General features: G+C 63.3%; 19 protein-coding genes and 1 riboswitch. Of the genes, 13 read left to right on the top strand and 6 right to left on the bottom strand.

The features are described 5' to 3' along the window. Positions 1–209: 209 nt before the first annotated feature. A complete protein-coding gene (locus BCA01S_RS22440; protein WP_027778852.1) occupies positions 210–1,847 on the bottom strand; it encodes a gamma-glutamyltransferase family protein in 1,638 nt (545 codons plus the stop codon). 302 nt (positions 1,848–2,149) lie between these two features. Between BCA01S_RS22440 and BCA01S_RS22435 the strand changes: the two genes are divergently transcribed. Together BCA01S_RS22435 and BCA01S_RS22430 are read left to right on the top strand one after the other, a co-directional pair. Further along, positions 2,150–2,929 carry a DeoR/GlpR family DNA-binding transcription regulator gene (locus BCA01S_RS22435; protein WP_027778851.1) on the top strand — a complete coding sequence of 260 codons (780 nt, stop codon included), beginning with the start codon at positions 2,150–2,152 and terminating at the stop codon, positions 2,927–2,929. Between the two features lie 317 nt (positions 2,930–3,246). After that, entirely contained in the window at positions 3,247–3,444 is a 198-nt protein-coding gene (locus BCA01S_RS22430) for a hypothetical protein (RefSeq protein ID WP_006049938.1), read from the top strand. A gap of 206 nt (positions 3,445–3,650) precedes the next feature. Here the strand turns inward: BCA01S_RS22430 and BCA01S_RS22425 are convergent, their stop codons facing one another. Continuing rightward, positions 3,651–4,025 (bottom strand): hypothetical protein, encoded by a 375-nt coding sequence (locus BCA01S_RS22425; protein WP_027778850.1) that lies wholly within the window; start codon positions 4,023–4,025, stop codon positions 3,651–3,653. Between the two features lie 198 nt (positions 4,026–4,223). Between BCA01S_RS22425 and glpD the strand changes: the two genes are divergently transcribed. The 4 genes from glpD (at position 4,224) to BCA01S_RS22405 (ending at position 9,239) form a co-directional block, all read left to right on the top strand. Next, positions 4,224–5,753 (top strand): glycerol-3-phosphate dehydrogenase, encoded by a 1,530-nt coding sequence (gene glpD, locus BCA01S_RS22420; protein ID WP_027778849.1) that lies wholly within the window; start codon positions 4,224–4,226, stop codon positions 5,751–5,753. A 165-nt stretch (positions 5,754–5,918) separates the two neighbouring features. Then, on the top strand, positions 5,919–7,418 hold the full coding sequence (gene glpK / locus BCA01S_RS22415; protein WP_027778848.1) for a glycerol kinase GlpK: 1,500 nt from the start codon (positions 5,919–5,921) through the stop codon (positions 7,416–7,418). Positions 7,419–7,658: 240 nt separating this feature from the next. Then, on the top strand, positions 7,659–8,372 hold the full coding sequence (locus BCA01S_RS22410) for an MIP/aquaporin family protein (RefSeq protein ID WP_027778847.1): 714 nt from the start codon (positions 7,659–7,661) through the stop codon (positions 8,370–8,372). Between the two features lie 180 nt (positions 8,373–8,552). Beyond that, positions 8,553–9,239: an HAD family hydrolase gene (locus BCA01S_RS22405; RefSeq protein ID WP_027778846.1), complete on the top strand. Its 687-nt coding sequence runs from the start codon at positions 8,553–8,555 to the stop codon at positions 9,237–9,239. A 162-nt stretch (positions 9,240–9,401) separates the two neighbouring features. On the opposite strand, the gene ribB is transcribed toward BCA01S_RS22405, so the two are convergent. From ribB to BCA01S_RS22385, 4 genes are all read right to left on the bottom strand, one after another. Continuing rightward, positions 9,402–10,121: a 3,4-dihydroxy-2-butanone-4-phosphate synthase gene (gene ribB / locus BCA01S_RS22400; RefSeq protein WP_027778845.1), complete on the bottom strand. Its 720-nt coding sequence runs from the start codon at positions 10,119–10,121 to the stop codon at positions 9,402–9,404. 153 nt (positions 10,122–10,274) lie between these two features. Beyond that, positions 10,275–10,459: riboswitch (FMN riboswitch) on the bottom strand. Between the two features lie 158 nt (positions 10,460–10,617). Continuing rightward, positions 10,618–11,307, bottom strand: a complete 690-nt coding sequence (locus BCA01S_RS22395; RefSeq protein WP_027778844.1) for a helix-turn-helix domain-containing protein — start codon at positions 11,305–11,307, stop codon at positions 10,618–10,620. Between the two features lie 222 nt (positions 11,308–11,529). After that, positions 11,530–12,720, bottom strand: a complete 1,191-nt coding sequence (locus BCA01S_RS22390) for an MFS transporter (protein WP_027778843.1) — start codon at positions 12,718–12,720, stop codon at positions 11,530–11,532. Between the two features lie 16 nt (positions 12,721–12,736). Further along, a complete protein-coding gene (locus tag BCA01S_RS22385; RefSeq protein ID WP_027778842.1) occupies positions 12,737–13,135 on the bottom strand; it encodes a VOC family protein in 399 nt (132 codons plus the stop codon). A 117-nt stretch (positions 13,136–13,252) separates the two neighbouring features. On the opposite strand from BCA01S_RS22385, the gene BCA01S_RS22380 reads away from it, so the two are divergent. The 7 genes from BCA01S_RS22380 to lnt all read left to right on the top strand — a co-directional run bounded on the left by BCA01S_RS22380 (position 13,253) and on the right by lnt (position 21,241). Further along, positions 13,253–14,248 carry a LysR family transcriptional regulator gene (locus BCA01S_RS22380; RefSeq protein WP_027778841.1) on the top strand — a complete coding sequence of 332 codons (996 nt, stop codon included), beginning with the start codon at positions 13,253–13,255 and terminating at the stop codon, positions 14,246–14,248. A gap of 178 nt (positions 14,249–14,426) precedes the next feature. Beyond that, positions 14,427–15,812: a tRNA (N6-isopentenyl adenosine(37)-C2)-methylthiotransferase MiaB gene (miaB, locus tag BCA01S_RS22370; protein WP_027778840.1), complete on the top strand. Its 1,386-nt coding sequence runs from the start codon at positions 14,427–14,429 to the stop codon at positions 15,810–15,812. A gap of 94 nt (positions 15,813–15,906) precedes the next feature. Then, entirely contained in the window at positions 15,907–16,986 is a 1,080-nt protein-coding gene (locus tag BCA01S_RS22365; protein ID WP_027778839.1) for a PhoH family protein, read from the top strand. Between the two features lie 91 nt (positions 16,987–17,077). Beyond that, on the top strand, positions 17,078–17,539 hold the full coding sequence (gene ybeY / locus BCA01S_RS22355) for an rRNA maturation RNase YbeY (RefSeq protein ID WP_027778838.1): 462 nt from the start codon (positions 17,078–17,080) through the stop codon (positions 17,537–17,539). Positions 17,540–17,558: 19 nt separating this feature from the next. After that, on the top strand, positions 17,559–18,272 hold the full coding sequence (locus BCA01S_RS22350) for a gamma-glutamylcyclotransferase (protein ID WP_027778837.1): 714 nt from the start codon (positions 17,559–17,561) through the stop codon (positions 18,270–18,272). A 250-nt stretch (positions 18,273–18,522) separates the two neighbouring features. After that, complete coding sequence (locus BCA01S_RS22345; RefSeq protein ID WP_027778836.1) at positions 18,523–19,416, top strand: CorC family transporter; 894 nt, start codon at positions 18,523–18,525, stop codon at positions 19,414–19,416. Between the two features lie 106 nt (positions 19,417–19,522). Next, entirely contained in the window at positions 19,523–21,241 is a 1,719-nt protein-coding gene (lnt, locus tag BCA01S_RS22340) for an apolipoprotein N-acyltransferase (RefSeq protein WP_027778835.1), read from the top strand. Positions 21,242–21,318 lie beyond the last annotated feature (77 nt).

Genomic DNA, 21,318 nt, shown 5'->3' with positions numbered 1-21,318 from the left:
TACCGATTGGCCAGGGTTCCAATTTCACGATAGACGAAAGTTTCGGTGAGGCAAGCACGATTGCACCGCGCACGAAAAAGCCAGCTCAACGAGCTGGCTCTGCTTCGCAAAACGCGACAAACCGTGATTCGAAAGTTACGGGGTATGGATACTTCGAGCCACCTCTCCAGCTACCTCTCGCGCCCCGCTGAAGAAGGCGCCGACGGGCGTCAGAAGCCAGCTGCCAAACCGTCGCGGCGGCTGTCGCTGGCGGCCACGTAACCACGCTCCGGATCATTGCGATCGAGCTTCCAGATGTACTGGCCGGAACCGAAATCCATGTAAGGATCGTCGACGGATTTGATCGTGTGGCCGAGCTTCTGCAACCCTTCTGCCGTCTTTGCGTCGAGCGTCGATTCAATGTCGATCGTGAAGTCGCGGTTGACCTTCCAGCGCGGTGCGTCGCATGCCGCCTGAGGCTGCTGACCGTAGTCGAGCATGCGCACGACAGATTGCAAATGCCCCTGCGGCTGCATGTCGCCGCCCATCACGCCGAAGCTCATGACCGCTTCCTGCTGCCCGTTCACCTGCTGCGTGAGAAAAGCCGGAATGATCGTGTGGAACGGCCGCTTGCCGCCTTCCACCACATTCGGCGACTTCGGATCCATCGAGAATCCGCAGCCGCGATTCTGCATGGAGATGCCGGTATCCGGCACCACGATCCCCGATCCGAAGCCCATGTAGTTCGACTGAATGAAGCTGACCATCATGCCGCGCTCGTCCGCCACCGACATGTAGATGGTGCCGCCCGCCTTCGGCATGCCGAAATCGAATTGCGTGGCGCGCTTGTGATCGATCAGCTTCGCGCGCGACGCGAGATAGGCGTCGTCGAGCATCTGCTCCGGCGTGACTTCCATAGAACGCGGATCGGCAACGTAGCGATAGACGTCGGCAAACGCGAGTTTCATCGCTTCGATCTGGAGGTGTTGCGACTCCACGTTGTCGACCGTCAACTCCTTCACATCGAACTGTTCGAGGATGCCAAGTGCGATGAGCGCCGCGATGCCCTGCCCGTTCGGCGGAATCTCGTGCACGGTGTACCCGCGATAGTCCTTGCCGATCGGCTCGACCCAATCCGCGCGATAGTTGCGCAAATCGTCGACGGTCAGCGCGCCGCCGCATTCACGCGAGAACGCCGCGATTCGCTCGGCAACCTCGCCTTCGTAGTACGCGCGCGGGCCTTGCTCCGCGAGCTTGCGCAGCGTCTTGCCGTGGCCGGGAAAACGCACGAGTTCGCTCACTTCCGGCGCGCGTCCGCGGGGCATGAAGGTGGACGCGAACCCCGGTTGGTCCTTCAATTCCGGAACCGCCGCAGCCCACTTGTGAGCCACGATGCTGGCCACCGCGTGACCGCGCTCCGCAATTTCGATGGCGGGCTCCATCAGATCCGCGAACGGCAGAGAGCCGAACTTCTCGTGCAGCGCTTCCCAGCCCGCAATGACGCCAGGAACGGTCACCGCATCCCAGCCGCGCTTGGGTTGAATCGCGAGGCCGTCTTCCTCGCCGTATTTGCGCTTGAAGTAGTCGACGCTCCACGCCGCCGGCGCCACGCCCGATGCATTCAGGCCGTGCAGCTTGCGGCCGTCCCACACGAGCGCGAACGCGTCGCCGCCAAGACCGCAGGAGACCGGCTCGACGACCGTGATCGCGGCCGCGGCGGCGATTGCCGCGTCGACCGCGTTGCCGCCTTTCCACAGCATGCGTAGACCCGCCTGGGCGGCGAGCGGATGCGACGTCGAAACGATGTTACGCGCGAACACGGGCAAGCGCGGTGTCGGATAAGGGTTCTGCCAGTTGAAGCCAGTCATGTCGAACGCTCTCGAAAGCACGGTCAGGCGACGCAAGCCGCCGGAAACAATAGGAAAGATAAAACGCGGACGGAACAGAAATCTTCGATTGCAGCGCGAGCGGCCGCAAAACACAAATTCATTTATCGCATGGATAAATGCGCCGCCGCGCTGAATGCGCCTATGTGCGGCGCACGCAGCTTATGCATGTCGCACGACCTGGCAGACGACCCGCGCGATGGTCTTACAATACACGCACGCTCGCATACGCATCCCGCCGACGCCGACCGCGGCAGGCCGATAACAACTCATCACCGAGACCCATGACCCGAGACCCCCGCCTCACTCTCAACGCCCGGCAACAGGAACTGCTGGAGTGGGTGCAACGCGACGGCTTCGTGACCGTGGACGACCTAGCAGCACACTTCGACGTGACGCCGCAGACGATCCGCCGCGACGTCAACTGGCTCGCCGACATGAATCTGCTGCGCCGTTATCACGGCGGCGCGAGCCTGCCGACCAGTTCCGAGAACGTCTCGTACACGGCTCGGCAGCGCATGTTCCACGACGAAAAAAGGCGCATCGCGGCGCTAGTGGCCACTCACATTCCCGACCAGGCGTCGCTCTTCATCAATCTCGGGACCACCACCGAGGAAGTCGCGCGCGCGCTCAACCGGCATCGCGGATTGCGCGTGATTACCAACAATCTGAATGTCGCGAGCATGATGAGCGGCTATCCCGACTGCGAGGTGCTGGTGACGGGCGGCATCGTGCGACCGTGGGACAAAGGCATCGTGGGCGAACTCGCCATCGACTTCATCCGCCAGTTCAAGGTGGATTTCGCGATTATCGGTACCTCGAGCATTGAACCCGACGGAACCCTGCGCGATTTCGATACGCGCGAGGTGCGCGTGGCCGAAGCCATCATTCACCACGCACGCACCGTTTTTCTCGCCGCCGACAGTTCGAAGTTCGGCCGCCCTGCGCTGGTTCGTCAAGGACATCTCGACCAGATCGACGCGCTCTTCACCGATGCGGCCCCGCCGCCTGACATGGCCGAAACGCTCACCGCCGCCAATTGCCAGGTGTACGTGGCCGGCTGATCAGGCGGTCGCGCCCATGTTGCAGCGCACGCGAAACTTCAAGTGAAATCAAGGATTTGGCCGCGGCGAATAACCGCCTCTGTGGGGGGCGGTTGTCAAAGGGAAAATTTGCAGGGGCCAGTTTGGTGTTTAACGTTTGCTTGACTACACTCCAGTTCCCCGGCGTTCATTGCGTGCCCGCGTGTCGCCGGTGCTAAGAAAACCTGTCGTAGCTGCACCTCCCGCCCCATCTTTTGCGGACCACCCGGCCATGGCTGTCGCCATGCATGCCAGTCGCCGTCGAGGCTGTCCGCGTTTGCTTGACATGGAGAGAAACGATGCTGAGTCCGCACGAATTCGCCACGTTGTTGCTCGTCAAGGACGCTCCCAATCAGGTGGACATGGAGCGAGAAGAACTCGACGCCCTCCTCGAACGCCAGCTTGTGCAACTGGAGCGGCTCGCCTCGGGCAATGAACAATGGCGTGTAACGGAATCCGGCGATAGCGCACTCCGAGCAATCAAGCGCCTTTCCTGATAACAACCCGCGCATCGTCGGGCTGATTGCCGGTTCACGGCCGGTGCGGCTGCCAGCTCAGCCGCACGCACACGGCCAACCCTCGAGCCGGCCTTGTCCATTCGGTTTGTGTCAACGTGGGCGCCCGCAGCGGCGCTCACTTTCATTACGGCCGCGTCACCGATGACCGGTTAACCGCCGAGCCGCCGCCACCTAACGACAAAACCTCAACCGCTGCGCAACGTCGGATCGACTGCGGCGCGCCAGCTTATTGCTCGTGCGCGCTGCTCCGTAAAGAACGCAACCCACTGATTCCGAATCTGCGGGTCGGTACTCGCCCCCTGGCTCGTGTAGCGCTGCGCGATTTCCGTCTGAAACGCGCAGTAATCCTCCTTCGACAACCGCCCGCGCCGGTTCGCCACATAGGCGTCGAACAACGTCGCATACACGCCTTGAGCGTCGTTGCCGTAATCGACCGTCTGGGCGCTGCACATCTGCTGCAACGACGCGAACGACGGCGCGCCCATCGTTCCGCTCAAGCTCGGCGAAGCAACGCACCCTGCGAGAAGCGCTGCCGCGCCCACCATGAAAAGTACACGCATGAAATCACCCTGGAATGGCTACTGCCAAGAGTATCGTCCGTGGCCGCGCGTTGCGCCACTGCCTTGGCCTTTCGATAGAGGCTCACGTCAAATGCGCGAACTTTACTTTTTCGAATATGTTCATTAAAGTTCGAAAACGAACACTATCGGTTCGATAGGGTTCGGACAAACTTTCGGAAAAGTCAGGAGACGCAGCAGGTGACGCAAGGCACGAGATACGATTTGCTCGTCGTGGGCGGCGGGATCAACGGCGCAGGCATCGCACGCGACGCGGCGGGCCGGGGCCTGTCCGTGCTGCTGTGCGAGCAGGACGACCTGGCAGCGCATACGTCCTCGGCGAGTACCAAACTGATCCACGGCGGTTTGCGCTACCTGGAATACCGCGAGTTCGGACTGGTGCGCAAAGCGTTGCAGGAGCGCGAGACGTTGCTGCGCGCCGCGCCGCACATCATGTGGCCGCTGCGCTTCGTGATGCCGCACATGCCCGATCTGCGTCCCGCCTGGCTGATTCGCGCCGGTCTTTTCCTTTACGATCATCTCGCCCGGCGCGAACTGCTGCCCGGCTCGCGCGGCATCGTGATGCGCGATCATCCGGCCGGCGCGCCACTCGTCGAATCGATCACGCGCGGCTTCGTGTACTCCGACGGCTGGGTCAACGACGCTCGCCTCGTCGTGTTGAATGCGCTCGACGCCGCCGAGCACGGCGCGAAGATTCTCACGCGCACCAAGCTGCTGAGCGCCGTGCGCGCAGGCGGCGAATGGCGCGCGCAACTCAAACGCGCGGACGGCACGACCGTAGACGTGCGGGCCGCGTCGATCGCGAACGCCGCAGGCCCGTGGGTCGGCGAACTGCTCCAGGGCGCGCTCGGCCGCGCGGCGTCGCACAGCGTGCGACTGGTCAAGGGCAGCCACATCGTCACGCGGCGCCTGTTCGAACACGACCACGCGTACATCTTCCAGAATCCGGACAAGCGGATCATCTTCGCGATTCCGTACGAGCACGACTACACGCTGATCGGCACAACCGATCTCGAATATCGCGGCGACCCCGCGCAAGTGGCAATCAGTGCCGACGAAACGCAGTACCTGTGCGACTCGATCAATCGCTACTTCAAGCAGAAGATCTCCCCGGCCGACGTGCGCTGGACCTACTCGGGTGTGCGGCCGCTGCTCGAGGAAGAAGGCGCGGACAATCCGTCGGCGGTGACGCGCGACTATTCGCTCGAACTGGATGCGCCGGCGGGCGAAGCGCCGCTGCTGTCCGTGTTCGGCGGCAAGATCACGACCTTTCGCAAGCTCGCGGAAGAAGCCGTCGACAAGCTCGCGGCTGCTCTCGGCAGCGACGCGCCTTCGTGGACGGCCGGCGCGCCGTTGCCCGGCGGCGATATCCCGCAGGCAAACTTCGAGCGCTTTCTCGCTGGACTGAAGCAGCAGCACGCGTGGTTGCCGGCGGACCTCGCGCACCGTCTGGCCCGTGCGTACGGCACGCGAGTGAAGAACGTGATCGGCGACGCGCGCTCGCTCGCCGGTCTCGGCGAGGCGTTCGCGCCGGGTCTCTACGAGGCCGAGCTGACGTATCTGCGCGACACCGAATGGGCACGCAGCGCGCACGACGTGCTATGGCGCCGCTCAAAGCTCGGCCTTCACGTCGAGCCGGGCACGCTCGACTCGATTACACGCGACATCGACGCATGGTTCGCTCGCCAACCCGAGCGACAGAGCGCCTGACCGGGTGAAAGTCTGCGCGCTCGCAGCGTAAAAAAAACGTTTCACCCCTCGGCTGCATCGAGCCGGCTGCACCGACCCGAGCGGTCGCGGCCGCTTGGAACGACAAGCCGTTCCCGTCGCCGGTAAGCTGTTACGGCGATTCATAAAACGCATGGAGAAGAGACAATGCAGGATCAGTACATCCTCGCGCTTGACCAGGGCACCACCAGTTCACGCGCGATGCTGTTCGACCGCCTCGGCAACGTCGTGTCGACGGCACAAAAGGAGTTTGAGCAGATCTACCCGCGTCCGGGCTGGGTCGAGCACAACCCGCAGGAAATCTGGTCGACGCAGGCGGGCGTCGCTGCCGAAGCCGTGACGCGCGCCGGGATGAATGGCACGTCGATCGCCGCGATCGGCATTACGAATCAGCGCGAAACCACGATTGTCTGGGATCGCGAGACCGGCCATCCGATCTACAACGCGATCGTGTGGCAGGACCGCCGCACCGCCGACTTCTGCGATCAGCTCAAGGAGCAAGGCCTCGAAGCCAAAGTTCGCGCGAAAACCGGCTTGCCGATCGACTCGTATTTCTCGGCAACCAAAATCCGCTGGATTCTCGACAACGTGGAAGGTGCACGCGAAAAAGCGAAGCAAGGCCGCCTCGCGTTCGGCACCGTCGATAGTTGGCTCGTGTGGAACTTCACCAAGGGCGGCCTGCATGTCACCGACGTGACCAACGCGTCGCGCACCATGCTGTTCAACATCCACACGCTGAAGTGGGACGACGAACTGCTCGACGCACTCGACATTCCACGCAGCATGCTGCCTGAAGTGCGTCCTTCGTCCGAAGTGTATGGGCCTACCAAGACCACCGTATTCGCCTCCAAGATCCCGCTCGCGGGCATTGCCGGCGACCAGCACGCAGCGCTCTTCGGCCAGATGTGCACCGAATCGGGCATGGTGAAGAACACCTACGGCACAGGCTGCTTTCTGGTGATGAACACCGGCGACAAGCCGATCGAATCTAAGAACAATCTCGTCACCACGATCGCGTGGCAGATCGGCGATCAGATCAACTACGCGCTCGAAGGCAGCATCTTCATCGGCGGCGCGGTCGTGCAATGGCTGCGCGACGGTCTGGGCATCATCAAGAACGCGGCTGAGATCGAAACGTTGGCGCGCGGCGTGCCGCATTGCGACGGCGTCTATCTGGTGCCCGCGTTCGCCGGGCTCGGCGCGCCGCACTGGAATGCGCGCGCCCGCGGCACGCTGTTCGGCGTGACGCGCGGCACGACGTCGGCGCATATCGCTCGCGCCGCGCTCGACTCGATCGCGTATCAGTCGCTCGATGTTCTGAAGGCGATGGAGGCCGACTCCGGCATTCGCATCGGCGAATTGCGGGTTGACGGCGGCGCCTGCGCGAACAACCTGTTGATGCAGTTCCAGGCCGACATCCTCGGTGTGGATGCGGTTCGCCCCAAAGTGTCGGAAACCACTGCGTTGGGCGCGGCGTATCTGGCGGGCCTCGCGGTCGGCTACTGGAAAGATGTGGACGAATTGCAAAGCCAGTGGAAGCTCGACCGCCGCTTTACGCCCGCGCTCGAACAAGCGGATGTCGAGGAATGTCTCGACGGCTGGAAGCGCGCGATTCGCGCCGCCAAAGCGTGGGCCGACACACCTTGAGAGCGGTCTTCGCGATGGTCGCTTTGGTTGCGTTGTTCGCGGCTAAGCGCTCGCCATGAGGCAAGTCGAACAAGGATGAACGCGGCCGCGACAGCAGCGCGATGAAAGCGCGACCCGATCGCGACACAACTGCAACGAATCAACAAAAGCCATGACGAGGCGGCAAGCACCAGGCCACAAAACGCGACCAGGCCGCCCGTCTCGCGGTTTTCCTAACAACAATATTTCGGATACCCAACAATGTCACCATACATTGCGGAATTCATTGGCACGGCGCTCGTCGTGCTGCTCGGCGACGGTGCTGTCGCCAACGTGCTGCTCGCGCGCACCAAAGGCAAGGGCGCGGATCTGATCGTGATCGTGATGGGCTGGGCCATGGCCGTTTTCATCGCGGTCTACGTCACTGCATCGTACAGCGGCGCGCACCTGAATCCGGTCGTGACGGTCAGTCTTGCGCTCGCTGGCAAGTTCGCGTGGGCCAAGGTCCCCGGCTATATCGCGGCGCAAATGCTCGGCGGGATGGCCGGCGCGCTGCTCGTGTGGGTCGCGTATCGCCAGCACTTCGCGAAAGAAGGCGACGCCGACGTCAAGCTCGGCGTGTTCTGCACCGCGCCAGCAATTCGCAGCGTCCCTCACAACCTGCTGACCGAGATGATCGCAACCTTCGTGCTAATTCTCGGCGTGCTGTATCTAGCCTCGCCGCAAGTCGGTCTCGGTGCGCTCGACGCGCTGCCAGTCGGCCTGCTCGTGCTCGGCATCGGCATCTCGCTCGGTGGCCCGACGGGTTACGCGATGAGTCCTGCGCGCGATCTGTCGCCGCGTCTGATGCATGCGCTGCTGCCGATTCCCGGCAAGCGTGACAGCGACTGGCGCTATGCATGGATTCCGGTGTGCGGGCCGCTCGTCGGCGGCGCGGTGGCGGCGGCTCTTTATCTGTATCTGCACACGCGCTGATCTCGCCGAGCAGAGGTGAATAGCTGACGCGCGCGAGAATCGCGGGCGATGGAACAGTGGATTGCAGCGGAAAGCGGCCGCGCGACGCGAGCCGCGTCAAAGCACGTATCATGGCGCTTTCACCCGGCGCGCATGGGCTGGCCATTCCGGCCACCCACCCCGCTTTCCGTTCCTTCAGGCATGATCGACCATCTCATTTGCGACTGCGACGGCGTGCTCGTCGACAGCGAAGTCATTGCTGACCGCGTCATGTTCGAGACGCTATCGGCGACTTTCCCCGGACTCGACTTCGAACCCATCGTCAAGACGGCCTTTGGCCAGCAAACGTCGCGCTTTCTCGAAGGCATCGAGAAAGCGTTCGACATCGCTCTGCCGCCCGATTTCCTGCGCACGATTGAACACAATGTCGAGCTCGCGCTGGCCGCGTCGCTCAGTCCGATCAACGGCGTTCGAACTGCGCTGCAACGCGTGACGCTGCCGGCCGCGGTCGTGTCGAACAGCCGCATGGCGCGCGTGACGGCGTCAGTGCAGCGCGCCGGACTGCAGCAGATTTTCGGCGAGCGCATTTTCAGCGCCGAACAGGTCGCACGTCCCAAACCTTTTCCCGATGTCTACCTGTTTGCCGCGCAGACGCTCGGCGTCGAGCCATCGCGATGCATCGTCGTGGAAGACAGCGTGGCGGGTCTGAATGCGGCGCGCGCGGCGGGCATGAAGACGATCGCTTTCGTCGGCGCGAGCCATATTCCCGACGGCTACGCGGACGCGCTGCGCAAGATGGGCATGACGCGCATCATGAAACACATGGACGAATTGCCCGCGTTGCTCGAAGCGGGCGTGCGGGGAGAATTCGGCGACGTGCAGTCGTAGCGATCTGCGCCGAAGGTAGCGTTCAAGAAGACAGGCCGACTGTATGCGGTCGGCCTGGTGCTTCGAACACAACGTCCTGCAACGAGCGGAAAGAGCCCGTCACAGAGCGACGTCGAACAGCGCATTGATCCGGCGCGCGCTGCCCGAATTACATCGCTGGGTTCACGCTTCCTGCTCGACGCATTCACGCGCCTCAGCCAACGCGCGACGGAACTCGGCCAGCTCAGCGATCGTCAGCATCGGCAGATTGTGTTGCGCGGCAAAGCGTTCGACGTCCGCGCCGCGCGTCATCGTGCCGTCAGCGTTCATCAATTCGCACAGTACGCCGGCCGGCTTCAGGCCGGCGAGAATCGCGAGATCCACCGTGCCCTCCGTATGTCCGCGACGCGCAAGCACGCCGCCAGGCATCGCACGCAACGGAAACACGTGGCCGGGGCTCACGATGTCGCCGGGCTTCGCGGTATCGGCAATGGCGGCGCGAATGGTCGTCACGCGGTCGAGTGCGGACACGCCGGTCGTCACGCCTTCGCGTGCTTCGATCGAAACCGTGAACGCCGTGCCATGACGGCTCTCGTTGTTGGCGACCATCGGCGGAAGTTCGAGCGCGAGGATCTTCTCGTCGGGCAGGCACAGGCAGACGATCCCGCTGCATTCACGAATCAGCAGCGCCATTGTTTCGACGGAAAGACGCTCGGCGGATACGATCAGGTCGGCCTCGTTCTCACGGTCGTCGTCGTCTTGCAGCACAACGGCGCGGCCATCGCGCATTGCTTGCAGCGCGGCGGCGATACGCGGCGGAACGGATTCGGTGTCGAGCAGCGGAAGATCGGCGAATGCATCGTCTGCAATCGTCGACGGGGCAGCAAAAGTAGCAAAGGACATGTTGAAACGCTCATCGCAAAAGTGGGGCGAAAAACGTTTCAGGGCATTGCAAACAGACAAAGACGCGCCGCGAACCGCCTCTGCATAGTCGAGGCGGTGTTCATGCACCGCCCGAACCTGCGAGCGGCGCCACGGAGACGAACATGACTATCTGCACATCTTCTTCCATCCGGACTGTGACCGTCGGCTCTGGCTTCTCACCAGATCTGCTGACCCCGCGGCGGCTTCCGATTCACTGAAAGCCAGACTACTGCGGGCGCTCGCGGGCTCGCCGGCTCACGCTTTCGCGTTGCCGGCATACCGCCGGTGGGGAATTTCACCCCGCCCTGAAGACGCACTGATTGCCGGACAACCGGCGGGCCAAGCATACAACAGTCGCGCGCGAACAGCAGTGCAACCCTACTGCGCAACGGGATTCGCGGTGAACGCCGTGCTCACCCATATTTCTAACTTCGAGACGCTGACCAGCGAGCCGACGCGACGCCCGCGCGTTCGATCAAACCGGCGCGGCTTCGCGCGCCGTGTCCGGTTGCGAGGGCACGTCCCAACGGGGCGGCGTCTCTGCCTTCAACGTTACGCGAAACGCGCGCGCCTCGGTGTCGCCGGGATTGCGCAGGCTATGCGGCTGATCGGCGTCGAACACGATCGCGTCGCCTGTGGCCAGCAACTGACGTTGATCGTGCACGCTCACCTCGAGCGTGCCCTCACTGACGACGAGGTTCACCGTCGTGCCCGGCGCGCGACGCGTGCCGGGTTCCGTGTGCAACGGCGCGATGCGCAACTCGTGGAATTCGGCGGCGGTCGGTTCAGTATCGGGATAGAGCGGACGAGCCGAATAGCGTCCGTTGGAACTGACGACGCGCGACGAGCGCTCCGCCGGCAAGTGCTCGAAGCCGTTGGTCGCGTGACGCCGCAGGAATGCCGCGACCGACACTTTCAACGCGGCCGCCACTTTGCAAAGCACCTTGATCGACGGCACGCTGCGCGCCGACTCGATCTGCGCGAGCATGGCGCGCGACACGCCGGATGCGCGGGCCAGAGCATCGAGCGACAACTGGCGCTCGGCGCGCAAGCGCGCGAGATTCACGCCGACCAGATGTTCGAGTGCATCGAAGGGTTCAGCAGCACGCGGCGGCGCATCGGTATCAGCGGTGGGATCGCGAACCAGCGCAAGCGGGGAATGCATGATTGCCTCCAGAAGCGCCGCCGGACGGCGGGCAAGCAGTTAGTGGAAGCAAGATAGCATCGCGCCCCGCCGTGCCCAACGAAGTTATCTTCACACTGTTATCAGCATTGCGGAGGGCGTTTCTCGCAAAGCTTGTGCGGATTTTTCATATGGGCGCGACTTCGCTTCCCGTTGGAGCGCGCCCATACAGGTCAGCCAACGGCGCTTGCACTTCCTGAGCACTCAAGCCCGCTCGCGCACTTCCATGTCGCGTCGATTGACCGGCTGTGGCACCGGCCGATCCATGCGCGATGCCAACCAGGTCAGCAACAGAGCCACAGCGCTCACGGCCGCGGCAACCCATGGCAATGTATCCAGCGAATGGCCGTGATCGATCACGAGACCTCCCAGCCACGCGCCGCCCGCATTGCCGACATTGAACGCGCCGATGTTCAGCGTCGACGCGAGATTCGGCGCCTTGGCGGCTTTCTCGACCACGCGCATCTGCAACGGCGGCACGGTCGCGAAGGCGGCAATGCCCCACACGAACACCGTGATTGCCGCGGCCACGGGCGAATGACTGGTACGCGCGAATATCGCCATCACCACCGCCAGCGCCGCGAGAATGCCCATCAACGAGGGCATCAGCGCACGGTCCGCGAGCTTGCCACCGACCGTGTTGCCGATCGTAAGCCCAACGCCGAACAGCACCAGGATCAGCGTGACGGCTCGCGGCGAGAAGCCGCTCACCTGCTCCAGAATCGGCGCGATATACGTGAACACGACGAATACGCCGCCGAAGCCGAGCACCGTCATCGCAAGCGCGGTCCAGACTTGCGGGTCCTTCAGCACGCGCACTTCATGACCGAGACCGGCAGGACCCGAATCGTGGCGATTCGGCACGAGTGCCGTCACGCCTGCGAGCGACAGCACGCCGAACCCGCTGACGATCCAGAAGGCCGCGCGCCAGCCGAACTCCTGGCCCACGAAAGTACCGAACGGAACGCCGAGCACGTTGGCAAGCGTGAGGCCGGTGAACATCAACGCAATTGCGCTCGCGCGCTTCTCGAGCGGCACGAGCGACGCGGCCACCACGGCGCCAATGCCGAAAAACGACCCGTGCGCGAACGACGTCACCACGCGCGCGATCATCAGCACGGAATAGTCCGACGCAATCGCACACAACGTATTGCCGACGATGAAAACGCCCATCAGCAATTGCAAAGCGAGCTTGCGCGGCATCCGGCTCGTGACGACGGCAAGCAGCGGCGCGCCGACCGCGACGCCGAGCGCATACCCGCTCACCAGCAATCCCGCCGACGGAATCGACACCGAGAGATCACGCGCGACCTCGGGCAGCAAGCCCATGATGACGAACTCGGTCGTCCCGATAGCAAAGGCGCTGATCGCGAGCGCGAGTAATGGAATTGGCACTGTTGTTCTCCAGGTTCTACGGTTGAGCATGATGCAGCGCCGTCACGAACTCGACGACGACACCCGGCGTGAGCGCCACGAAAATCTGCATGGCGGCTTCTTGCGGGCCCATCGGCGGCACTTGCGCCGTCCGATAGTCCGCGCCGGTTGCCCGCAGGCGCGCGAGCAGCGCCTGCCACTCGGCGGGGCTTTCCAGACGGAATGCGATGTGATCGATGCGCGGCGCGGCTCTCACCGAGGTGTCCGGCAACGTGCTCTCGACCAGATGGATCACCGGGCTGCCGTTGGCATACAGCCAGTAGCCGCCGACGGAAAACGGCGGACGGGCGCCTTGCGTCAACCCGACTACATCGACGAAGAAACGCCGGGCCGTGTCGAGATCGGCTGTGACGATAGTCGCGTGATCGAGTTGCATGGCTTCGGCCGGCTGACTGCGCCGCATTGGTTCGAGGCTTGCATTGTGACTGCGACGCATCAATTTGATAATTGGCGTAGCATTTGAAGCATTTTCAAATGTGATTTGAAGAACGCAATGGATAACCTTGGCGACATTCGTCTCTTCGTTGAGGCCGCGCAACACGGCAGCCTGTCTGCGGCGGGCCGCAAAATGGGGCTGACACCGGCTGCTGCGAGCGCGCGCCTCGCGAAACTCGAAGCCGGCCTGAAGGCGCGCCTGTTCGAGCGCACCACCCGCCAGTTGCGACTCACCGACGAAGGGCGTCTCTACCTGAACTGCTGCCGCCAGGCGCTGCAATCGCTAGACGACGCAAAGGCCGCGCTGCAAGCGGGGCAAGGGGTGGTGCGCGGCAAGGTGCGCGTCTCGGCGACGTCCGACTTTGGCCGCAATCTGCTGATGCACTGGCTCGACGAGTTCAACGCGCTCTACCCGGAGGTGACGTTCGCCCTGACGCTGTCGGACTCGCTGTCGAACCTGGTGCAGGAGGACATCGATCTCGCGATCCGTTTCGGCGTGCCGCAAGACAGCTCGCTGGTCGCGCGCAAGCTGGCGCCCAACCGGCGCGTGCTTTGCGCATCGCCGGAATACATCGCACGCAAGGGCGAGCCCAAAGACCCGTACGATCTCGCCAATTTCGATTGCATCGTGCTTAGCACCGGCTCGGGTCCGGTGAACGAGTGGCGCTTCACGCGCGGCGACGAAGTGCAGCAGTACACCGTGCCGTTCGAAACCGCGCGCGAGACGAACGACGGCGCCGTCGCCCGCGAATGGGCGCTGCGCGGCTACGGCATTGCGATCAAGTCGATGTGGGACGTGCAAGCGGATCTGCGCGCCGACGGCCTGAAAATTCTGCTGCCCGAGTGGCGCTATCCGGACGCGCCGCTGCACGCGCTCTACCACCGCAACCGTTTCATGGCGCCGCGCGTGCGCGTCCTGCTGGATTTCCTGAGCGAGCGCTTCGCGCAAGTGTCCGACGAACTGGAAAGCCTGCTGGGCTTGCCGCCCGACGTGCCCACACACGTGTCGCGGGCCGGAACGGGCGGACAAACCGTATCCGGCGAAGGGCTATAATGTTGCGTTACGCTGCGAGCGTGCGCGGCAAGCGGCTAGACATGACTGGAATGACGGGTCCCTGCCCGCCCAAGTGCGCTGAAAGTGCCGGCCGTTTCGAGGCTTCGCGCACGTTTTCGCATCTCTTTGACCCCTAATACGACGCCCCCAGATTAACCACTGCGACCGGCGAAATTCGATGACCAAGAAAGTTTATGTAAAGACCTTTGGCTGCCAGATGAACGAGTACGACTCTGACAAGATGGTCGACGTACTGGGCGCGGCTGAAGGGCTCATCAAGACGGACACGCCGGAAGACGCGGACGTCATTCTGTTCAACACCTGCTCGGTACGCGAGAAAGCTCAGGAGAAAGTCTTCTCCGACCTCGGCCGCGTCCGCGAACTGAAAGAAGCGAACCCGAACCTGATTATCGGCGTGGGCGGCTGCGTGGCGAGCCAGGAAGGCGCGTCGATCGTAGCGCGCGCGCCCTACGTCGATCTGGTGTTCGGGCCGCAAACGCTGCACCGTCTGCCGCAAATGATCGACAAGCGCCGTGAAAGCGGCCGCGCGCAGGTCGACATCACTTTCCCGGAAATCGAAAAGTTCGACCATTTGCCGCCGGCTCGCGTCGACGGTCCGAGCGCGTTCGTGTCGATCATGGAAGGCTGCAGCAAGTACTGCAGCTATTGCGTAGTGCCCTACACGCGCGGTGAAGAAGTATCGCGTCCGCTCGACGACGTGCTCACCGAAATTGCGGGCCTCGCCGACCAGGGCGTGCGCGAAGTCACGCTGCTCGGTCAGAACGTGAACGCGTATCGTGGCGCGCTCACGCTGGGTTCGTCGGAGATCGCCGACTTTGCGACCCTGATCGAATACGTCGCGGATATTCCGGGAATCGAGCGGATTCGCTATACCACGTCGCATCCGAAGGAATTCACGCAGCGCCTGATCGACACCTACGCGAAGGTGCCCAAGCTCGTGAGTCACCTGCATCTGCCGGTGCAGCACGGCTCCGACCGGATTTTGATGGCGATGAAGCGCGGCTACACGGTGCTCGAATACAAGTCTGTGATCCGCAAATTGCGCGCTATTCGCCCGGATCTGTCGCTTTCCACGGACATGATCGTCGGCTTCCCCGGCGAGACGGAAGAAGATTTCGACAAGATGATGGCGCTCGTGCACGAGATGAAGTACGACACGAGCTTCTCGTTCATCTACAGTCCGCGCCCGGGCACGCCGGCTGCGAACCTGCACGACGACACGCCGCGCGAAGTGAAGCTGCGGCGCCTGCAGCATCTGCAAGCTACGATCGAAGAAAACGTGCAGCGAATCAGCGATTCGATGGTCGGCAAGGTGGAGCGCATTCTGGTCGAACGCCCGGCGCGTAAAGACCCGAACGAACTTGCGGGCCGCACCGAAAATAACCGCGTAGTGAATTTTCCGGCGCCGTTGGCTTCGCATGCGCGACTGACCGGTCAGATGGTCGACGTGAAAATCGTCAAGGCGTACCCACATTCACTGCGTGGGGAGCTCGTGCTGGTGCGCGACCATGCAGCGGACAACGCAAGCGCCATCACGCACTGACCGACTGACAACTGACCGAGCGGCGCGGGCGCGCCGCGCCACGCACCGCCCGACGCACCCCGAGTACTGAAACCGACAGGATCGAATCACCGCCTTGAAAACCACTCAGCCGCATCTGGAATTCACCGCTCCGCGCGACGACAATGCGCGGCTCGCCAACCTCTGCGGACCGCTCGACGAAAACCTGCGGCAAATCGAGCAGGCGCTCGACGTGACGCTGCAACGCCGCGGACATCGCATTACGATTCGCGGGCGCGGCGCCAAGCTTGCGCTTACCGCTCTCGAAAACTTCTACAACAACGCGCGCGAGCCGCTGTCGGTCGACGACATTCAGCTTGCACTCGTCGAAGTGCGCCATCCGGCGCGGCATCGCACCAACGGCAACGGCAATGGGAATGGTGACGAAGCGGGCGAGCCAGGCTTTCCCGGCAATCCCGACCATCCGTTCGACCAACCCGCCGACAGCGACGAAGACGACCTCGAAGAGCTCGGTCCGAAACTGTACACACGGCGCGCCGATCTGCGCGGCCGCACGCCGGCGCAGCGCGAGTATCTGAAGCAGATCGTTTCTCACGACGTCACGTTTGGCGTCGGTCCGGCCGGCACAGGCAAGACCTATCTCGCGGTCGCCTGCGCGGTTGACGCGCTCGAGCGCGATCAGGTCAAACGCATTGTCCTCACGCGCCCAGCCGTCGAAGCGGGCGAGCGTCTCGGCTTTCTGCCGGGCGATCTCGCGCAGAAGGTCGATCCCTATCTGCGTCCGCTGTACGACGCGCTCTACGATCTGCTGGGCTTCGACAAAACCGCCAAGATGTTCGAGCGGCAAATGATCGAAATCGCGCCGCTCGCGTACATGCGCGGCCGCACGCTGAATCACGCGTTCATCATTCTCGACGAAGCGCAGAACACCACGCCCGAGCAGATGAAGATGTTTCTCACGCGGATCGGCTTTGGCTCGAAGGCCGTGGTGACCGGCGACACGACTCAGGTCGACTTGCCGCGCGGGCACAAGAGCGGGCTCATCGAAGCGCAGCAGGTTCTGTCCGACGTGCGCGGCATTGCGCTCACACGCTTCACCAGTGCGGACGTGGTGCGGCATCCGCTCGTCGCACGAATTGTCGAGGCGTACGACGCGCATTCGCAAAAAACTGCCAACCCGGCGGATTCGCGTTAATGCGGCTCGACGCAACCGATAATCCGCTGAACGCGCGGCCTTCGGACCGGCTGTATTACGCGCCTCGCTTCACGCATCACTTCAAACCAGCATGAGCCGCGCCCCTAAACTGACGCTGAACCTGCAATTCCCCGCGGCCAAGGCGTGGCCCGAGCACAAGGCGCTGCTGCCTCGCGCCACGGTGGCCAGCTGGATCAAGGCCGCGCTTTTCGCGGACGGCGAGCTGACCGTGCGTTTCGTCGACGCGGAAGAAGGCCGGACGTTGAACCGCACGTATCGCGGCAAGGATTATTCGACCAATGTGCTGACTTTCGCGTACGCGGAGTCGGCAGACGATCCGGTGACGGGCGATCTGATCCTGTGCTGCCCCGTCGTCGAGAAAGAAGCCGCCGAGCAGGGCAAACCGCTCCTCGCGCATTATGCGCATCTGCTCGTGCACGGCACGCTTCACGCTCAAGGCTACGACCACGAAGTCGAGGAAGAAGCCGAGGAAATGGAAGCGATCGAAACCGAAATTCTCGGCAAGCTCGGCTTTCCCGACCCTTATCGCTAACCGTCGCCCGGACCGAACCGTGAGCTCATTCTCCTCTGACGCCGACGCCCGAACGCCCTGCCCGGACTATCCCCCCGCGCTCGGCGAATCGCGGCTGCTGACGGACGAGGAGTTGCGCGCGTCGCTCGAATGCACGCTGCGCGACTGGGACCGACAGAGCGACTTATGGCTTTTCGGCTATGGCTCGCTGATCTGGAATCCCGGTCTGCCCACCGTCGAAGCCACGCGCTCGAAGGTGCACGGTTATCACCGAGGCCTGTATCTCTGGTCGCGCGTGAATCGCGGCACGCCGGAACAGCCGGGCCTCGTACTCGCGCTCGATCGCGGCGGCTCCTGCACGGGCATTGCGTTTCGTCTCGCGGCGCAAGGCGCCATGCCGCATCTCGAAGCGCTCTGGCGCCGCGAGATGGCGATGGGTTCGTACCGGCCAGCATGGCTGCCGTGCGTGCTCGCCGACGGCCGGCGCGTCGACGCACTCGCGTTCGTGATGCGCCGCGACGTACCGAGTTACACCGGCAAGCTGGGCGACGAAATTGTCAAAACGGTGTTCGGCTGCGCACGCGGCCGCTACGGCACGACGCTCGACTATGTGAGTCGCACCGTTCACGCGCTACGCGAAAGCGGCATGCCGGACCGGGCGCTGGAAGCGCTACTCCAGCGCTGTCAGGCCGGCAATGACGAGCCCGCTTCCGCGGGCGCTGAGGTGGGCAGGCAGCCGCAAGCGGGTAAGTGAGGCTCAGTAAAGCTTAATAAGGCTCAATAAAGTGTCAGTAAGCGCTAGTTGAGCGCCGCGCCGTTTTTTGTTCCGAAACGCTTTTCGCCCGGTAATCAGTTAGGATTGACCCATGGCCCGCGCCTTGCGGCGCAACGGTGTCAGCCCGGTTTCATTCATCGCCAGGTGCGGCGGGACACGGTCCTGCCATGTGCCTGGTGTATCCTTAATGCTCTGCAACAGCGCGCCCAGTCTTGCCGGGCGCACTACCATGAACGACACGTATCCCAGTCGACGCCACACCGACAAACCGCAGGAAAAACGCTCGCTGCTCGAGCGTCTTACCGATTTCATCTCGCCCGAGCCCGACTCGCGCGCCGAACTTCTGGAAATTCTGCAGGACGCGCACGAGCGCAACCTGATCGACGCCGACTCGCTGTCGATGATCGAAGGCGTATTCCAGGTCACCGAACTCAGCGCACGCGACATCATGGTGCCGCGCGCGCAAATGGACGCGATCAACATCGCGGACAATCCCGCCGAATTCATTCCTTACGTGCTGGAAAAAGCGCATTCGCGCTATCCGGTCTATGAAGGCAACCGCGACAACATCATCGGCGTGCTGCTGGCGAAAGACCTGCTGCGTTACTACGCGGAAGAAGAGTTCGATGTGCGCGGCATGTTGCGCCCCGCCGTCTTTATCCCCGAATCCAAGCGACTGAACGTGTTGCTGCACGATTTCCGGGTGAATCGCAATCACCTCGCGGTGGTGGTCGACGAATACGGCGGCGTGGCGGGTCTCATCACCATCGAGGACGTGCTGGAACAGATCGTCGGTGATATTGAAGACGAATACGATTTCGACGAAGAAAGCGGCAACATCATCGCCTCGCCGGACGGACGCTTCCGTGTGCGGGCGCTGACCGAAATCGAGCAGTTCAACGAGGCTTTCGGCACACACTACCCGGACGAAGAAGTCGATACGATCGGCGGACTCGTCACGCATCACTTCGGGCGCGTCCCGCATCGCGGCGAGAAGGTTCGCATCGACGATCTCATTTTCGAGATTCTGCGCGGCGACGCCCGCCAGGTTCACATGCTGCTCGTGCGGCGCGACCCGCTCGCCGGTCAGCGCGAGCGCGAAGCGCAGCACGTGCAGACCTGAGCACCTGAGCGGCCCGGCTGCTCCCGCTTCAAGCCGCCGATGCCTACCCGCCGGCTGCGCGGCCTGACTTTTCAATTTGCCACTCCTCAACGCCGACCGCGCAACAATGGCCGACCCGATTACTTCCCGCTCCCGTCACGGCACGAGCGCTTCTGCCGCCAGGCCCACGCGAGTGCGCACGCTTCCCCGCTGGCATTATCTCGTCGCGCTGGCGGCGGGCGCGGCCAACACGCTGTCGTTCGCACCCACGCCGCATGGCGGCTGGCTCGAACTTGTCATCTTCGTATTTTTCTTCGGCTGGCTGACACGAACCACCGGCTGGAAAAGCGCCGCCCTGACAGGCGGCGCGTTTGGCTTCGGCAACTTCGTGAGCGGCGTCTGGTGGTTGTACGTCAGCATGCATTTTTTCGGCGGCATGCCAGCGCCGCTTGCCGGCACGGCACTCGTGCTGTTTTCGCTCTACCTCGCGCTGTATCCTGCTTTGGCCGCGGGCATCTGGTCGTTCTGCGCCGGCCACGCCCGCAATGGGTCGTCGAGTACCGATACGCCGTTCTCGCCGACATGGCATGGAGCGCTCGCCTTCGCCAGCGCATGGGCGATCGGCGAATGGTTGCGTGGCACGGCGTTCACCGGTTTTCCGTGGCTCGCTAGCGGCTACGCGCAAGTCGACGGTCCGTTCGCCGGATTCGCGCCGCTCGCGGGCGTGTATGGTGTCGGTTGGGTGCTCGCGCTCGCAGCGGCGTTGATCGTGCAGGCGGTCCTTGCTCTGCTGCGCCGTCGGCGCGAGGCTCGCGAGGCTTCGTCCAGCGGCGAGCATACCCGCGGCGGCGCCGCGCAGATTGCCGCGCCGGCCGGCGTCGCGCTGGCGCTGATCGCGGCAGGCCTGCTGCTGCCGCTCGCTAGATGGACCGTTCCCGCCAACGCACCGTTGACCGTGCGGCTCCTGCAAGGCGACGTCAAACAGGAAATGAAGTTCGAGGAAGCGGGCATGCGCGCCGCCATCGACCAGTATCAGCAGATGATCACCTCGAAGCCTGCCGACCTGATCGTCACGCCGGAGACGGCCATTCCCGTGCTGGCGCAGCAGTTGCCGGCGCCATTCGCGTCGGCGGTGCGCAGCTTTTCGGACTCTACCGGCACCGCGATCCTGTTCGGCGCAATTGGCGGCTCCGTCACGCCCGAAGGCCGCGTGGTCGACTACACGAACAGCCTGTTTGGCGTGACGCCCGGCACACGTGAGATCTACCGCTACGACAAGCATCACCTGGTACCCTTCGGCGAATTCGTACCGTGGGGCTTTCGCTGGTTCGTCAACCTGATGAGCATTCCGCTCGGCGACTTCGCGCGCGGCGGACCGGTGCAAAAGCCGTTCGTCGTGCACAACCAGCCGGTCGCGGTCGACATTTGCTACGAAGACATTTTCGGCGAAGAAATTGCGCGAACCATCCGCGAAAGCGATACGCCGGCAGGCGTGCTGGTCAACTCGACCAATCTCGCGTGGTTCGGCGACACCATCGCGCTCGACCAGCACTTGCAGATAGCGCGCATGCGCTCGCTCGAAACCGGCCGCCCGATGCTGCGTGCGACCAACACGGGCATGACGGCAGCGATCGACGCCAACGGCAAGGTGATCGGACGGCTCACGCCCTACACGCTCGGTTCTCTCGACGTCACGGTGCAAGGCACGGCCGGCCGTACGCCATATGTGACGAGCGGCAATAACACGGTGCTCGCCGTTTCGTTATTCCTGCTCGCATTCGGCTTTGCTTTCGGGCCGGGCAGTACTTTCCGGAGAAACGGTAAATCCGGGAACGGTGAGGCATAGGCAATAAAAACGCGCGCTGCGGCATGGCCGCAAGCGCGCGTTTGGTGAACCACGCAAGCGTTATGGTTGAACCACGC

The sequence above is a fragment of the Paraburkholderia caledonica NBRC 102488 genome, from assembly GCF_000685095.1.
Lineage (GTDB): Bacteria > Pseudomonadota > Gammaproteobacteria > Burkholderiales > Burkholderiaceae > Paraburkholderia > Paraburkholderia caledonica.
The sequence above is the reverse complement of the archived record's forward strand: the minus strand, read 5'-3'. Positions and strand labels throughout refer to the sequence as shown.

Excerpts from the sequence above, each read along its gene's own strand:
- BCA01S_RS22440 (WP_027778852.1), bottom strand. The coding sequence starts at position 1,847 with ATGACTGGCTTCAACTGGCAGAACCCTTATCCGACACCGCGCTTGCCC.
- BCA01S_RS22435 (WP_027778851.1), top strand. The coding sequence starts at position 2,150 with ATGACCCGAGACCCCCGCCTCACTCTCAACGCCCGGCAACAGGAACTG.
- BCA01S_RS22430 (WP_006049938.1), top strand. The coding sequence starts at position 3,247 with ATGCTGAGTCCGCACGAATTCGCCACGTTGTTGCTCGTCAAGGACGCT.
- BCA01S_RS22425 (WP_027778850.1), bottom strand. The coding sequence starts at position 4,025 with ATGCGTGTACTTTTCATGGTGGGCGCGGCAGCGCTTCTCGCAGGGTGC.
- glpK (WP_027778848.1), top strand. The coding sequence starts at position 5,919 with ATGCAGGATCAGTACATCCTCGCGCTTGACCAGGGCACCACCAGTTCA.
- BCA01S_RS22410 (WP_027778847.1), top strand. The coding sequence starts at position 7,659 with ATGTCACCATACATTGCGGAATTCATTGGCACGGCGCTCGTCGTGCTG.
- BCA01S_RS22405 (WP_027778846.1), top strand. The coding sequence starts at position 8,553 with ATGATCGACCATCTCATTTGCGACTGCGACGGCGTGCTCGTCGACAGC.
- ribB (WP_027778845.1), bottom strand. The coding sequence starts at position 10,121 with ATGTCCTTTGCTACTTTTGCTGCCCCGTCGACGATTGCAGACGATGCA.
- BCA01S_RS22395 (WP_027778844.1), bottom strand. The coding sequence starts at position 11,307 with ATGCATTCCCCGCTTGCGCTGGTTCGCGATCCCACCGCTGATACCGAT.
- BCA01S_RS22385 (WP_027778842.1), bottom strand. The coding sequence starts at position 13,135 with ATGCAACTCGATCACGCGACTATCGTCACAGCCGATCTCGACACGGCC.
- BCA01S_RS22380 (WP_027778841.1), top strand. The coding sequence starts at position 13,253 with ATGGATAACCTTGGCGACATTCGTCTCTTCGTTGAGGCCGCGCAACAC.
- miaB (WP_027778840.1), top strand. The coding sequence starts at position 14,427 with ATGACCAAGAAAGTTTATGTAAAGACCTTTGGCTGCCAGATGAACGAG.
- ybeY (WP_027778838.1), top strand. The coding sequence starts at position 17,078 with ATGAGCCGCGCCCCTAAACTGACGCTGAACCTGCAATTCCCCGCGGCC.
- BCA01S_RS22345 (WP_027778836.1), top strand. The coding sequence starts at position 18,523 with ATGAACGACACGTATCCCAGTCGACGCCACACCGACAAACCGCAGGAA.
- lnt (WP_027778835.1), top strand. The coding sequence starts at position 19,523 with ATGGCCGACCCGATTACTTCCCGCTCCCGTCACGGCACGAGCGCTTCT.